General features: G+C 74.3%; 12 protein-coding genes. 4 read left to right on the top strand and 8 right to left on the bottom strand.

Annotation, left to right across the window (positions count from 1 at the left end):
- Positions 1–86 precede the first annotated feature (86 nt).
- A complete protein-coding gene (locus OZ948_05355; GenBank protein ID MEB2344147.1) occupies positions 87–1,286 on the top strand; it encodes a mitochondrial fission ELM1 family protein in 1,200 nt (399 codons plus the stop codon).
- A gap of 16 nt (positions 1,287–1,302) precedes the next feature.
- On the opposite strand, the gene OZ948_05350 is transcribed toward OZ948_05355, so the two are convergent.
- The 5 genes from OZ948_05350 to OZ948_05330 all read right to left on the bottom strand — a co-directional run bounded on the left by OZ948_05350 (position 1,303) and on the right by OZ948_05330 (position 6,360).
- On the bottom strand, positions 1,303–2,034 hold the full coding sequence (locus OZ948_05350) for a class I SAM-dependent methyltransferase (protein MEB2344146.1): 732 nt from the start codon (positions 2,032–2,034) through the stop codon (positions 1,303–1,305).
- 111 nt (positions 2,035–2,145) lie between these two features.
- On the bottom strand, positions 2,146–3,378 hold the full coding sequence (locus tag OZ948_05345) for a glycosyltransferase (protein ID MEB2344145.1): 1,233 nt from the start codon (positions 3,376–3,378) through the stop codon (positions 2,146–2,148).
- An 18-nt stretch (positions 3,379–3,396) separates the two neighbouring features.
- The gene (locus OZ948_05340; protein ID MEB2344144.1) at positions 3,397–4,296 is read right to left on the bottom strand and encodes a hypothetical protein; all 900 of its coding nucleotides are present in this window, start codon (positions 4,294–4,296) and stop codon (positions 3,397–3,399) included.
- Positions 4,293–5,237 (bottom strand): sulfotransferase domain-containing protein, encoded by a 945-nt coding sequence (locus OZ948_05335; GenBank protein ID MEB2344143.1) that lies wholly within the window; start codon positions 5,235–5,237, stop codon positions 4,293–4,295. Before OZ948_05335 ends, OZ948_05340 begins: the two co-directional genes overlap by 4 nt.
- 91 nt (positions 5,238–5,328) lie before the next feature.
- Positions 5,329–6,360, bottom strand: coding sequence for an ELM1/GtrOC1 family putative glycosyltransferase (locus tag OZ948_05330; protein ID MEB2344142.1), 1,032 nt, complete (start codon positions 6,358–6,360; stop codon positions 5,329–5,331).
- A gap of 146 nt (positions 6,361–6,506) precedes the next feature.
- Here OZ948_05330 and OZ948_05325 point away from each other — a divergent pair, with 146 nt between their 5' ends.
- Both OZ948_05325 and OZ948_05320 read left to right on the top strand, forming a co-directional pair.
- Complete coding sequence (locus OZ948_05325; GenBank protein ID MEB2344141.1) at positions 6,507–7,421, top strand: hypothetical protein; 915 nt, start codon at positions 6,507–6,509, stop codon at positions 7,419–7,421.
- A complete protein-coding gene (locus OZ948_05320) occupies positions 7,418–8,200 on the top strand; it encodes a class I SAM-dependent methyltransferase (GenBank protein ID MEB2344140.1) in 783 nt (260 codons plus the stop codon). The genes OZ948_05325 and OZ948_05320 overlap by 4 nt, the downstream gene beginning before the upstream one ends.
- Positions 8,201–8,205: 5 nt before the next feature.
- Here OZ948_05320 and OZ948_05315 read toward each other — a convergent pair whose 3' ends face one another.
- From OZ948_05315 to asnB, 3 genes are read right to left on the bottom strand one after another with little or no spacing between them, the layout of a single operon-like run.
- Positions 8,206–8,946 (bottom strand): class I SAM-dependent methyltransferase, encoded by a 741-nt coding sequence (locus OZ948_05315; GenBank protein MEB2344139.1) that lies wholly within the window; start codon positions 8,944–8,946, stop codon positions 8,206–8,208.
- Positions 8,943–10,208: a glycosyltransferase gene (locus OZ948_05310; GenBank protein ID MEB2344138.1), complete on the bottom strand. Its 1,266-nt coding sequence runs from the start codon at positions 10,206–10,208 to the stop codon at positions 8,943–8,945. The genes OZ948_05315 and OZ948_05310 overlap by 4 nt, the downstream gene beginning before the upstream one ends.
- The gene (gene asnB / locus OZ948_05305) at positions 10,184–12,184 is read right to left on the bottom strand and encodes an asparagine synthase (glutamine-hydrolyzing) (protein MEB2344137.1); all 2,001 of its coding nucleotides are present in this window, start codon (positions 12,182–12,184) and stop codon (positions 10,184–10,186) included. The genes OZ948_05310 and asnB overlap by 25 nt, the downstream gene beginning before the upstream one ends.
- Positions 12,185–12,406: 222 nt before the next feature.
- Here asnB and OZ948_05300 point away from each other — a divergent pair.
- A partial coding sequence (locus OZ948_05300; protein MEB2344136.1) for an ABC transporter transmembrane domain-containing protein occupies positions 12,407–13,169 on the top strand: 763 nt, incomplete at its 3' end.

Raw genomic sequence — 13,169 nt, 5'->3', positions numbered from 1 at the left:
TGACAGCGAGCGGAGGGGCTTGGAAGATGCCGCGGTGTGCCGCGCCCCTTCCCCCCGCCGGGTCGCGTGCCGGAGGGAGGCCACCCGTGCCTGAGCCCGCCGTCCACCGGACGGGCCGGCCGTCCGCGCAACACCCGCCCGGCGAGCGCTCGCCCGGTGACCGCTCCCGGCCGGGGCAGGCACCCCGTGTCTGGCTCCTGATGGGCCACCGCGCCGGCGACAACTCGCAGGTCGAGGCGCTCGGCGAGGCGATCGGCTGGCCCTTCGAGATCAAGCGCTTCGTCTACCAGCCGTGGGAGCGGCTCGTGAACCTGCCCTTCGCATCGACACTGGCGGGTGTGGTGAAGGAGCGTTCGAGCGCGCTCGGGCCGCCGTGGCCGGATCTGGTCATCTCGGCGGGGCGCCGCAACGAGCCGATCGCGCGCTGGATCCGCAACCGCTCCGATGCGCCGATGCGGCTCGTGCACGTGGGACGGCCCTGGGCCGCCCTGGAGAGCTGGGATCTGGTGGTGACGACGCCCCAGTACCGGCTCCCGCGCCTCGCCAACGTCCTGCACAACGAGACGCCGCTCCACCGCGTGACGCCCGAGCGTTTGCAGGAGGCCGCCGCCCTGTGGGAAGAGCGCCTCGCGCACCTGCCGCGGCCGCGCGTCGTGGTCCTCGCCGGGGGGCCGAGCGGCCCGTACCCCTTCGACGCGCGCTCGGGCGCGCGGCTCGCGCGCGACGCGAGCGCGCTGGCCGCGCGGGCGGGCGGCTCGCTGCTCGTCACCACCAGCGCGCGGACCCCGCGCGAGGCCATCGACGCGCTGTTCCGCGGCGTGTCGGTCCCCTCGTTCCTGTACCGCTGGCGACCCGGCGATCCCGACAACCCCTACTTCGGCTTCCTCGGCCTGGCCGACCAGCTCGTCGTGACCGGCGACAGCGTCTCGATGATGACCGAGGCCTGCGTGACCGGCCGCCCGGTGTTCCTCTTCGACACCGGGGAAGGTCGCTTCTCCATGCGTGAGCGCGACGAGGCGGGCCCTCCCTGGTGGCACTGCCTCGACCGCGCCCACCTGAACGCCGTGATCTACCGGATCGGCATGCGCTGGGGGCCGACGCGCTGGACCCGCGACATCCGGATCGTGCAGAAGCTGCTCGTTGCCTCCGGCCGCGCTGCCTGGCTCGGCGAGGGCGCTCCCGCCGAGCAGCCGCCGCCCCTGCGCGACATCGAGCGCGCGGCGGCGCGCGTGCGCGCGCTCTTCGAGCCCGTCGTGCTCCCGCCGCCGCCCGCCCACGCGGGCTGACGCGGCACGCGCCGGCTCAGGCCGCCTTGCGGAAGCTGATCAGGCGCCGCTGGTTGCGCCGCGTCGTGCCGAGCTCGAGGACCTCCTCGACCGCGAGCTTGCCGACGTCGGCGATCCGGGAGACCAGCGCGTCGGAGTCGCGCCAGTGGATCGCCTCGAAGTCGCCGGGCACGTGGCCCTCCTCGTAGCCCGTCTCGATCTCTGCGACGAAGACGCCGCCGGGGGCCAGCACGCGCGACACCTCTCCCACCAGGCGGTCGAGATCGAAGACGTGATCGAGGGCGTTGCTGTAGACCGCGTCGGCCGATCCGTCCGGGAACACCAGGTGGTGGAAGTCGCCGGGCAGCACGAACGGGTTCTCGGGCCCCGGGTTGAGGTCGATCCCGACCGCAAAGTGGCCGAGCTCGAGCAGGGCGCGCACCTCGGTGCCCAGCCGCGCGCCCAGGCACAGCACCGTCCGGGCCCCGGCGAGCGAGCGGCAGGCCCGGAAGCGCTCGCGGAACTCGGCGAGCTCCGCGTCCTGGTTCTCGCGCAGCCGCTCCTCGATCCCGTCGAGCTTGCTGGCCTGGTGCCGGAGATACTCCTCGTACGAGCCATAGCGGCGCCGGGACAGCTCGCCGCCGTGCTCCCAGCGCTCGGACTCGAAGCGCCGGCGCTTGGCCTCGCGCTTGTCGGCCTTCTTGCGCGCGCGTGCCGCGGGGCCGTGCCCGTAGCGCAGGAGGTTGCGGATGCGTCGGATCAGCGGCACGGCCGGTCTTCTCCGCGTGATGGCGATCGCGGGCTGCGGCCAGTATGAGCGGCCCCCCGATGGGTGGCAACCAGGAAGCGTCCCGCGTCCGGGCGCTGCACCCGGCTCCGCTCAGGCCTCCCGCGTGCCGGTGGGCCAGAGCAGTCCTTCGTAGCGGTGCACCGCGTTCTCGATCCCGAAGCGTGCCCCCCGCGCGCGCAGCCGCTCCGCGTCGCGCGGCTCGGCGAGCGTCGCGGCCAGGGCTCCGGCCATTGCGAGGTCGTCACCCACCGCGACCAGCCGGCCGTAGCGGCCGCCGTCGAGGATCTCGGCCGGCCCGCTCGGGCAGTCGGTGCTGACGACCGGACAGCCGCAGGCCAGGGCCTCGGCGATCACGTTGCAGAAGCCCTCGTTGCGCGAGCTCACGGCCAGCACCGCGGCGCGCGCCATCCACGCGAAGGGGTTGTCGGCGTAGCCGACGAAGTCGACGTCGCCCGCCGAGCCGAGTCCGGCCGCGAGCGCGCGCAGCGCCGCGATGCGCCGGGTGGTCTTCTCGGGCCGCCGCTCGGAGCCGAGCACGACGAGCCGCGCGGGCCGCTGCCGGCGCAGCCGGGCGAAGGCGCGCAGCAGCGTCTCGAGGTCCTTCGCGGCGCCCAGGCGGCCGACGGCCAGGACCACCGGCGGCTCCCCGGGCGCGAGCCAGGGATGCTCGATCGGCTCCGCCCCCCGCGCCGCGACGTCGGACGGCACCGCCGGGTTGTGGATCACCGTGACGCGCTCGAGCGGCAGGCCGCTGCGGCGGGCGACGTCCTCCGCCGCCCCGCGCGAGACGGCGACGATCGCATCGGCGCGCGGATACAGGGCGCGCTGGAGGCGTCCGAGCAGCATGCGATGGCGACCGCGGCCCAGCCCGTGACCGGCGCGCAGGTCGTTGTGCTCGCTCACGACGATCCGCGTCCCGCCGCCTGCACGCTCCCGGGCGAGCAGCGCCTCGAGGTTGCGGTAGGGAGTGGCGGCCAGCAGGATCGACGGGCGCCGCTGCTGGAGCGCGCTTGCGAGCCCGTCGATCTCGCGCAGCGCCGTCTCGGGCTCGCGCCCGAGCAGGATCGCAGCGAGCGTCGCCGGGGCCAGGCGCGGCGCCGCCCGCAGCACCTCGCGCGCCGTCCGCACGCGCGACGCGCACGCGATCGGGACCACCGGGATCCCGGCCGGCAGGGTCGCGGCGAGCCGGCCCTCGGTCGAGGCGGCCCAGAGCTCCACGCGGCGGCCCCGCGCGGCGAGGGCGCGCGCGAGGCGGGTGAAGACGACCTGGACACCGCCGCCCCCGAGATCCTCGAGATAGAACGCGAGCTCGGCGTTGGGCATGCGGATCGGGCGGTCCGGCTACGCGACGAGCGGCGGCGTGCGCTCGAGCACCTCGAGGGCGTCGTGGCGGACGTGGTTGCACTTCATCTCGCGGCGCAGCAGCTCCTCGCTGACGACGCCGCGCTCGAGGCACTCGCGCAGCAGGCCGAAGAAGAAGCGCTCCTGGCGGGCGTCGGGATGGCGCAGATAGCGGCCGAGGAAGGCGTGGTCGCCGAACCACTCGCGGCGCTTGCGCATCAGCCACGACACGCCCGGCAGGCCCGTGAACTTCTCACCTGGCACGAAGTCCACCGGCAGGCCGGTCTTCCAGGGCTGGGTCCAGCGGCGCGTGTTGTGGAGCAGGCGCGTCGCCGGGGTCAGGCGGTCGAAGTCGTTCCACTCGTCCTCGAAGGCGCCGATCGTGGCCTCGTCCTCGAGCCGCAGGCAGATCCAGTCGGCGTAGTCGCGCTGGCCGGTGAAGAGCTCCTCGAAGCCCTCGCGGCAGCGCCAGTGCCGGAGCCGCGCGCAGTCGAGCAGCATCGCGCTCGAGGCGAAGCAGCTCTTCTTCTTCCAGCCCGAGCGGCGCCGGCACAGGATCGCCTTGCCCTGCATGTCGCGAGCGAGCAGCTCGAAGACGTCGGCGACCGCGAAGATGTCGGGGTCGATGACGAGCGCCCGGCCCGCGAAGCCCATCGCCTCGGGCGGCAGGAAGCGCAGGGGCGTGAAGGACTGGAGGTCGTCGTTGCGCCACGCGCGCCAGGCGCCGTCGCGCAGGTACGGGCGACCCTCGTGGGCTTCGAACCAGGGATGGTCCTCGCGGCGGAGGATGCGGACGTCGAAGGCGCCCGCATGGGCCGAGTTCCGCTTCAGCGCGTGCTCGGCCACCAGCGCGCCCACGATCTGGCGGTCGTTGGTGTGGATGAAGACGGTGGGTTTCAAGCGCCGGCGCCCTCCCGCCCCGCGCCGTAGCCGAAGACCGGCGAGAGCTTCTCCCGCACCTGCTCGTCGATGCGGGCCACCTGCTCGTCGTCGAAGTAGTCGCGGTAGCCCCCGACCTTGGCGCGGCGGACCTTGTAGGAGTTCGGGTCGTCGCGGTCGCGCGGGGTCATGCGGCCGCCCGAGAGCCAGAACTTCCGCTGCGTCTCGAGCTTGCGCATGTTCTCGATCGAGGCGTACTCGACCGCCCCCTGGAGCGCCGCCTCGTCGGCGGGCGCACCCATGAACGTGGCGATCCGGCGCAGCTCGCCCACGGTGTCGGCGCGCAGGTCCTCGTAGCGGACGAGCAGCAGCGAGGGGACCTGCCCCACCTCGGCGGCCCAGCCGTTCATCCAGTCGATGATCTTCGCGATCCCCGAGGCGGGGCGCATCACGAAGTCGTAGGTCGAGAGGTCCTGGCCGTGCTCCGGGTAGTCGTTGAGCGCCTTCTTCGCGCGGCGCATGCGGAACTTCCACTGGAAGTACTGGGAGACGGCCACGTCCTGCGGGTTGCGCACCAGCAGGATCACCTTCTTGCCGCGGAACGCGCGCTTGTCGCGGTGGCCGGTGTAGTCCTGCACGTAGTTGTCGTGCGTGAAGAAGACCTTCGGGACCCGGCGGTCGCGGGCATGGAGGTTGTCGAAGCCGAGCAGCACCTCCGGCAGGCCGTAGAGGAGCTGGTAGAGGCGCGAGAGCAGGACCCGTAGCCAGGTGCGGCCGGCCTTGCCGTACGACACGATGACGACGTCGGCGGCCTCGAGCTTGCGCACCTGCTCGCGGCCGCGCAGCCGGCGCTCGAGGCTCCGGCGGCGCTCGGCCGGGAGAGGTGACGCCAGCGCGAGAACGGCGAAGCGCTGGGCCTTCATCCCTGCGTTGCGGAGGACGCTCCGGACGATCGCGAACATGGGCATCGCTTCCTGTACGGTCGGACGGTCTGCGGGGGGACGGGCCCGGTCGCGGAGGGACGTGGCCGGCGACGGGCAGGCTCGCAACGTATCACTTCGCCGGCGGGGTCGCCTCGGGTACGGCTCCCGCGGGGGGCGGGAAGAGCTCGCGCACGCGTGCGGCCACCACCGACACGTCGTCGTCGAGCGCGCGGGCGGGTGGATGCCAAGCCTGTCCGAGCTCGAGCGCGAGCCCGCGCGCGAGCAGGAGGCGTGCCACGGCATCGAGGTCGCGCGAGCGGGTGAGCGCGCGCAGGCGCGAGCGGCGTGCGGGCAGGCGCGCGATCGCGAGCGGCCGGCCGAGGCGGGCGACCTCGACCATCATCGTCACGCTGTCCGCCGTCACCGCAAAGCGATCGGCCAGGCCGAGGAGCGCCAGGTAGGGGTTGTCGGGGTCGTCGGGCCGCCAGCGGTAGAGCGGCGTGCCGCCGGGCAGGGCTTCGGCGAGCGCCTCGACGACGGCGGGCGGCGTGCGCCGGCTCGTGCAGACGTGGAGGGATCCCCCCGCGCGCGCGCTGTCGGCTGCTGCGCGTACGGCGATCGCGCGCGCCACCGCGGCGTCGAGGCGCAGCGCCTTGGTGGGTCCGCCGACGAGGAGCGCGAGCAGCGGCCGCGGCGCCGGCGCGAGCCGGCCGCGCCACGCGCTGGCCGCTGCAGCCACCGTGTCCGGGTCGATCCGGAGCAGCGGGAGCCCGATCCGCACGACGTTGCGCCGCGCTCCGATCCGGTACTGCGCGCCCGCGACGACGAGCGCGAAGCGCCCGAGCCGGCGGCGCGGCTTGCCGATCAGGACCAGCTTCGTCGCCCCGCGCGACTGGCGCTCCACCCAGAGCGCCGCCGACGACAGCCGCCGCCCGACCGTGATCAGCAGCGCGGGCCAGGGCGGCTCGAGGCGATCCGAGCGCGCGAGGTCGAGGTGCGCGAGCGAGGGCCGCACGCGCGGCTTGCCGAGCACCCACTCGGGCTGCATGCGCAGCGTGCGCGTCTCGTAGGGCCAGCCGAGCGCGTCGGCGAGCACGCGGGCCTGCGCGTTGTCGCCGGGCTTCTCGCCGAGCAGCAGCCAGGTGCGCGGGCCGGCGGACATCGTGCGGACGGAAGCACACGGCGCCCGGCGACACCAGCGCGGCCCGCGGGGCGCACGGTTTCCGCCCGGAAGGGCGGTCGTTACCTTCCGCCACCGGCGGCTCCCGCTGCCAGCGAAACGACCCCGGGAGGCGAGGGGAGGCGACCATGAGCGAGGCGAGCGAGCCCGAGCCGAAGCCGCGCGTCTTCGTCCACACCAACGAGCGCCAGTGGCTGGGCGCGCTGGTCTCGCGCCACTCGCTGCGGCGCAACAGCGCCCACGCCGAGCGCTTCGAGGTCGAGTTCCTGACGACCGGGGACCACCCCTTCCTGCGCGCCCGCGAAGGCCAGCTCTACCTGCGCGAGGGCGAGCGCGTTCCGTGGCGTTACGAGAACCTCCAGTCCTTCACGCCGCTGCGCTTCCGGCCGCCCGAGGTGATGGGCTACCGGGGGCGCGCGCTCGTGATCGACCCGGACGTCTTCGCGGTCGGCGACGTGTGGGAGCTGCTCGCGCGCGACATGCAGGGCAAGGCCGTGTGCTGTCGCCTGCGCAGCGGCAGCAAGGGCCTCGCGGGCGGCATGGCCAGCAGCGTCATGCTCCTCGACTGCGCGAAGCTCCACCACTGGCGCTGCGAGGAGCAGTTCGCCGAGCTCTTCGCCTTCGAGCGCGACTACATGGACTGGATCCTGCTTCGCGACGAGCCGTCCGGGACGATCGGCCGCTTCGAGGACGAGTGGAACGACTTCGACCGGCTGACGCCGCGTACGAAGCTGATCCACAACACCAAGCGCCAGACCCAGCCCTGGAAGACCGGGCTCCCGGTCGACTTCACGCCGGCCACCAAGAAGGTGAAGGCGCTGAACCCCGCCACCTGGCTGCGCCCGCTGACCCGGAAGCGCGCGCCCGAGCGCTACCTCCCGCACCCGGACCCGGCGCAGGAGCGCTTCTTCTTCGGCCTGCTGCGCGAGTGCGTCGAGCAGGGCACCGTCAACGAGGCGCTCCTGCGCGAGGAGATGCGCCTCGACCACCTGCGCCACGACGCCCTCGAGGTGCTCGAGCGCACCCCGCCCCTCGCGGCATGAGCGGCGGGGACGGGAATCGTCTCCGGCGCCTGGCGCAGGGCGCCCGGCGGTTCCGGGAGCGGCGCCGCGCGCGGCGGCGGGAGGGCAAGCGCGCGCGCGAGCTGCGCGAGCTCGACCCCGAGGCGCGTGACACGATCGAGCGCGTGCGCCCCTACACGATGCTCGGTCCGGGCGCGCTCTTTGCCTGGATCGAGGCGGTGCGATACGTCGCACGCGCCGGAATCCCGGGAGACCTCGTGGAGTGCGGGGTCTGGCGCGGGGGGGCCGTGATGGCCGCCGCCCTGACCCTACGCCAGCTCGGTGCCGAGGGCCGCCGCATCTGGCTCTACGACACGTTCACGGGCATGACGCGACCGGGGGACCAGGACGTCGACCTGCTCGGCAAGGAGGATCCCGCGTCGATCTTCGCGGCGCGGCGCACCGGCAACGATTCGAGCGCCTGGTGCGATGCCAGCGAGGCCGACGTGCGCGCCAACCTCGCGCAGGTCGACACCCCCGCGGAGCGCTTCGTCCTGGTTCCCGGCAGGGTGGAGGAGACGATCCCCCGTGCCGCTCCGGAACGGATCGCCGCCCTGCGGCTCGACACGGACTGGTACGAGTCGACCCGCCACGAGATGGAGCACCTGATGCCACGCCTGTCGCCGGGCGGGGTTCTCGTCGTGGACGACTACTTCAAATGGGCCGGCAATCGCAGCGCGGTCGACGAGTGGATGGCGCGACACCAGCGGGTGGTGCTGCTCACCAAGGTGGAGCTCTCGGCGATCGGGGTCGTGCGCTGAGCGGCTCAGGTGCCCGCGGCCGGCTCCACGCTGCAGACGACCGCGAGCTGGGGCCGCTTCTTGTGGGGCTTGCGCCAGTACTTGAAGCGCTTGCGGGCGTGGTCGAAGCGCTTCCCCGGCCGGGAGAGGGTGAGGGAGAAGTCGGCGGTGAAGGCCTCGACGATCCGGAAGCCGCGAGCCTCGAGGTGCGCGCTCAGGCTCTCGCACGACCAGCTCCGCACGTGCTGCCAGCGGTGGAAGGGCGTCCCGCAGCACGGGCAGGCGAGCATCTCCTCGTCGAGGTCCTCCTCGTTGGGCGTGGTGAAGACGATCCGCCCGCCGGGACGCACGATCCGGCGCAGGTTCTCGAGCAGGCCGTCGAGCCACTCGTCGTAGAGGTGCTCGACCACCTCGGTCGCGAAGACCAGGTCGAAGCGCGGGGCTCCCGAGGTGAGCAGCTCGTCGGTATGGAAGGCGCCGAGGAAGCCCGGATGGCCCGCGAACCGGCGGCGCAGCGCCTCCACCGCGGCGCGTGCGGAGTCGGCGCCGGCCACCCGATGGCCGCGGCCGAGGAGCACGCCGACGAGTGCCCCGGCCCCACTGCCGTAGTCGAGGATCGCCTCGCGCCCGGCGAGGTGGCGGCGTACCCGGCGGACCAGCTCGGGCGCGCAGGTGGTCGCGAAGAAGCGCTCGGGATGCCGGGATTCCCAGTCCCAGAACGCGCGCGACCGTTCCGGGGTCCAGCGATGCGGCGGCGGATCGCTCATGCCGTCCTCCCCGCGCTCGCCGGAGCTTCCGCGGGTGCCGCCGCCGCGCCCCACGCCGGGACCGCATCCGGGCTCGGCCCCCCGAGCAGCACCTCGAGGTAGCGGCCGGCGCTGCGCTCGATCGCGAAGTCGGCCGCGCGTGCACGCAGTCGGGCGGGATCCGGCGGCGCGTCGAGCGTGGCCAGGATCGCCGCGGCCAGCGCCGCCGGGTCTCCCACCGGCACGAGTGGCCCGTAGCGGCCGTCCGCCAGGATCTCGCGCGGCCCGCTCGGGCAGTCGGTGGCCACCACCGGGCAGCCGCAGGCGAGCGCCTCGAGCAGCACGTTCGGCAGGCCCTCCCACGCCGACGACAGCACGAAGGCGGCCGCGCGGGCCAGGTAGGCGAAGGGGTTGGCGACGACGCCCGGCATGCGCAGCGCCTCGGCGATGCCGAGCTGGCCCGCCAGCTCCGCCAGGCGCTCGCGCAGCGGGCCGCGCCCGAGCACGACGAGACGCACGGGCCGCTCGCGCCGGACCCGCGCGAGCGCGTGCAGGAGGGTCACGAAGTCCTTCTGCGGGACGAGCCGGCCGGCCGCCACCAGCGTCGGCGGGCCTCCCGGCGCGAGCCACGGCTCGTCGGGCGCGAGCTGGCTCTCCGCTGCGATGCGCGCGAGGTCGACCGGGTTGTAGATCGTCGTCAGGCGCTCGCGCTCGATGCCGACGAAGCTCGCGAGGTCGTCCGCCACTCCGTTCGACACCGTGACGACGGCTGCGGCACGCGGATACCAGCGGTGGGCGAGCTGCGGGAAGAGGCGCAGGAAGGGCCCCTCCTCGCCGGGGAGATCCGAGGACTCGTGGGTGGCCTCGCGCACGACCACCCGGGTGGGCACGCCCGCCAGCGACGCCGCCCACAGCGCCACCAGGTTGTTGACGGGCAGGGTCGAGAGCAGCGCGTCGGGGCGCGCCCGGCGCAGGTAGCGGGCCAGCGGCGGGAGCCCGCGCACCACCTTGGGCGGCTTGGCCTGGTAGAGCGCGCGGGTCACGAGGCGGCGGGTGCCGGACTCGAGGCGCAGCAGGCCCGGCAGCACGCGGTTGCGGTGGACCGCCCCGAGCTCGACCACCTTCGCTGTGCTCGGGATCTGCGCGACCAGCTCGCCGTGGCGGACGACCAGCACGAAGTCCACGCGATGGCCGCGCGCGGCGAAGGCCCGGGCGAGCGAGAGCATCACGCGCTCGGCGCCGCCCGTCGGCAGGTTGTTCATGAACAGGGCGATGTGGGCCATGCCCCTCCCTGGCTCGATGTGCGCCCTCCGGCGGGGCCACGCTGCGCGTCCAGCCAGGCCTGGAACATCAGCACGTTCCACAGCAGCTGGTCGCGCGAGAGCCAGCCGAGCTGGTGCTGGCGCCAGATCCGGCGCACGCCGGCCGGGTCCAGGAAGCCCTCGCGCCGCAGCCGGCCTTCGTCGAGCAGGCTCTCGCCCCACTCCCGGAGCGGCCCGCGCAGCCAGTGCTCGACCGGCACGCTGAAGCCGGCCTTGGGGCGGTCGATCAGGGCGGGCGGCACGTAGCGGGCCAGGAGCCGGCGCAGCACGCGCTTGCCGCCGTCGCCGAGCTGCATCTCGAGCGGCAGCGACCAGGCGAGCTCGACCACGCGATGGTCGAGCAGGGGGCAGCGCACCTCGAGGCTGGTTCCCATGCTGGCGCGATCGACCTTCACCAGGATGTCGTCCCCCAGGTAGGCCACGAAGTCGAGATAGAGCATCTGGCGGACCGGCTCGCCGAGGTCGGCCCGCGCCGCCCGTGCTTCGAAGAGCGAGCGCAGCGGGCGGGCCCCGAGCGCGAGCCCGCGGCCGTCCTGGGCCTTCTTCCTCGCGAAGACGTCCACGGCGTCGGCGGCGTCCAGGAGGCGCGCGCGCTTCTCGAGCCGCGCGAAGAGCGGGCGGCGCTCGTCCTCGCGGCGCGGCTGCGCGGAGCGCGCCTGGAGTCGCCAGCCGAGGCGGCCGGCCGCGCGCAGGGCACGTGCGCGCACGCGGCGCGCGGCGAGCGGCGTCTCCTCGAGCTCGCGCCAGCGGCGCAGGCTCTCGGTGTAGACGTTGTAGCCGGCGAAGAGCTCGTCGCCGCCGTCACCGGAGAGCGCCACCGTCACGCTCTCGCGCGCCAGCTTCGCCACGGCGAAGGTCGGGATCTGCGAGGCATCCGCGAACGGCTCGTCGTAGAGCTCCGGGAGCCTCGGGATCAGCGCGAGGGCGTCGGCGGGCTCGAGATAGAGCTCCGTGTGCTGCGTGCCGAGGTGCGCCGCGACCGCCCGCGCGTGGCCCGCCTCGTCGAAGCCGGCCTCGCGGAAGCCGATCGAGAAGGTGCGCACCGGACGCGCGCTGCGCGCCTGCATCAGCGCGACCACCGTGCTCGAGTCGATCCCGCCCGAGAGCAGGGCGCCGAGGCTCACGTCGGAGATCATCCGGCGCCCGACCGCGTCCCCGAGCAGCGCGTCGAGCGCCTCGACGGCCTCCTCGAGCGAGCCGGCGAAGGGCTCGCGCGCGCCGCGCTCGGCGACCTCGCGGGCCGACCAGTAGGGCCGCGGGCTCACGGCGTCGGCCGCCTGGCCCGGAGCCAGCGCGACGAAGCTCCCGGCCGGCAGCTTGCGCACGCCGCGGTAGATGGAATGGGGCCCCGGCACCCAGCCGTAGCGGAGGTAGAGGCCGAGCGCGTCGCGGTCGATGCCGGCCGCGAAATCGGGATGCGCCGCCAGCGCCTTCAGCTCGGAGCCGAACAGGAGCCGCCCGCCTGCGGACCCGTAGTAGAGCGGCTTCTTGCCGGCGCGGTCGCGCGCGAGCCAGAGCACGCGCCGCGCGCGGTCCCAGAGCGCGAAGGCGAACATCCCCCACGCGCGCTGCAGGGCGGTCTCGAGCCCCCAGGCGCCGATCGCCGCGAGCAGCACCTCCGTGTCGCCGCTGCCGCGGAACTTGTGGCCGCCGCCCTCGAGCTCGGTGCGCAGCTCCCGGAAGTTGTAGACCTCGCCGTTGTAGGAGAGGACGAGCCGGCCGTCCTCCGACACCATCGGCTGGTAGCCCGCGGGCGAGAGGTCGAGGATCGCGAGCCGCCGGTGGCCGAGCGCGACCCCCGCCTCGGCGTCGACCCACGTCCCTGCGTCGTCGGGGCCGCGATGGGCCAGCGTGTCCGCCATCGCGCGCACGCTGCGTTCGAGGACCTCGGCCTGCGTGTCGGCGCGAGCCGACAGGAGCCCGGCGATCCCACACATCCGCGTACCCCCTGTCCGCGCACGCCCCGGGGCCCCGCGCGGCGGCGGGTGCGAGGGTCCGAGCGGCGAGCGTGGCGCAAGGTAACAGCCTGCCGGCGGTGTACCGCGCTGCGACCCCGCGGGTGATTGCCCGTGACCCGCGGGCTGCTAGCCTGCGCACGCTGCGCATGCCCCGCCTGCGCGCCCCCCACTCCACCCCCGCCCGGACCCACCGTCACGCCCATGCGTCTCCTCGCGACGTTCGCCCGCGCCTATCCCTGGCAGAGCATCGGCGTCCTCGTCGCGCTGTTCGCGGCCGGCGCGCTCGAGGGCATGAGCCTCACCGCGCTGCTGCCCGTCCTGAGCCTGGCGGCGCAGCGCGAGGGGCACGCGGACCCGGCGCTCGGCGGGATCTCCGACGGCATCGGCAAGACCGCCCTCGAGACGCTCGAGCGGGTCGGCATCGAGCCGACGCTCTCGGCGCTGCTGCTGCTCGTGGTCGCGTTCATCCTGCTGCGCAGCGGCGCGATGCTCGTCGCGATGCGAGGCATCGGCTACACGGTCGCCCAGGTCGCGACGGACCTGCGCCTCGAGCTCCTGCGCGCGCTCTTGCTGGCGCGCTGGCAGTACTTCGTGGGCCAGCCGGTCGGCAAGTTCATCAACTCCGTGGCGGGCGAGGCGGCGCGCGCCTCGCAGGCCTATCTGAAGGCGGCGACGCTGGTGGCCGCCGGCCTGCAGTTCCTGGTGGCCGTCGTGGTGGCGCTGCTGGTCGCCTGGAAGGCGACCCTCGTCTACCTGGTGGCCGCGCTCGTGCTCTCCTTCGGGCTCCAGCGGCTGGTGCGGGTGGCCCGCCGCGCGGGCAAGCGGCAGACCAAGATCTCGCGTGCCCTGCTCACCTCCCTCACCGACACGCTCCAGTCGGTGAAGCCGCTCAAGGCGATGGCGCGCGCCGACGTCTCGGACGCCGTGCTGGCCCGCAAGACGCTGGCGCTCCACTCCGCGATGC

This window comes from Deltaproteobacteria bacterium (assembly GCA_035063765.1).
Classification (GTDB): domain Bacteria; phylum Myxococcota_A; class UBA9160; order UBA9160; family PR03; genus CAADGG01.
Note: the sequence above shows the minus strand (reverse complement) of the source record. Positions and strands in the feature narration are given on the sequence as shown.

What these genes read in the sequence shown, in the direction of transcription:
- OZ948_05335 (MEB2344143.1), bottom strand. Translation starts at nt 5,237, where the DNA reads ATGTTCGCGATCGTCCGGAGCGTCCTCCGCAACGCAGGGATGAAGGCC.
- OZ948_05345 (MEB2344145.1), bottom strand. Translation starts at nt 3,378, where the DNA reads ATGCCCAACGCCGAGCTCGCGTTCTATCTCGAGGATCTCGGGGGCGGC.
- asnB (MEB2344137.1), bottom strand. Translation starts at nt 12,184, where the DNA reads ATGTGTGGGATCGCCGGGCTCCTGTCGGCTCGCGCCGACACGCAGGCC.
- OZ948_05325 (MEB2344141.1), top strand. Translation starts at nt 6,507, where the DNA reads ATGAGCGAGGCGAGCGAGCCCGAGCCGAAGCCGCGCGTCTTCGTCCAC.
- OZ948_05330 (MEB2344142.1), bottom strand. Translation starts at nt 6,360, where the DNA reads ATGTCCGCCGGCCCGCGCACCTGGCTGCTGCTCGGCGAGAAGCCCGGC.
- OZ948_05310 (MEB2344138.1), bottom strand. Translation starts at nt 10,208, where the DNA reads ATGGCCCACATCGCCCTGTTCATGAACAACCTGCCGACGGGCGGCGCC.
- OZ948_05320 (MEB2344140.1), top strand. Translation starts at nt 7,418, where the DNA reads ATGAGCGGCGGGGACGGGAATCGTCTCCGGCGCCTGGCGCAGGGCGCC.
- OZ948_05315 (MEB2344139.1), bottom strand. Translation starts at nt 8,946, where the DNA reads ATGAGCGATCCGCCGCCGCATCGCTGGACCCCGGAACGGTCGCGCGCG.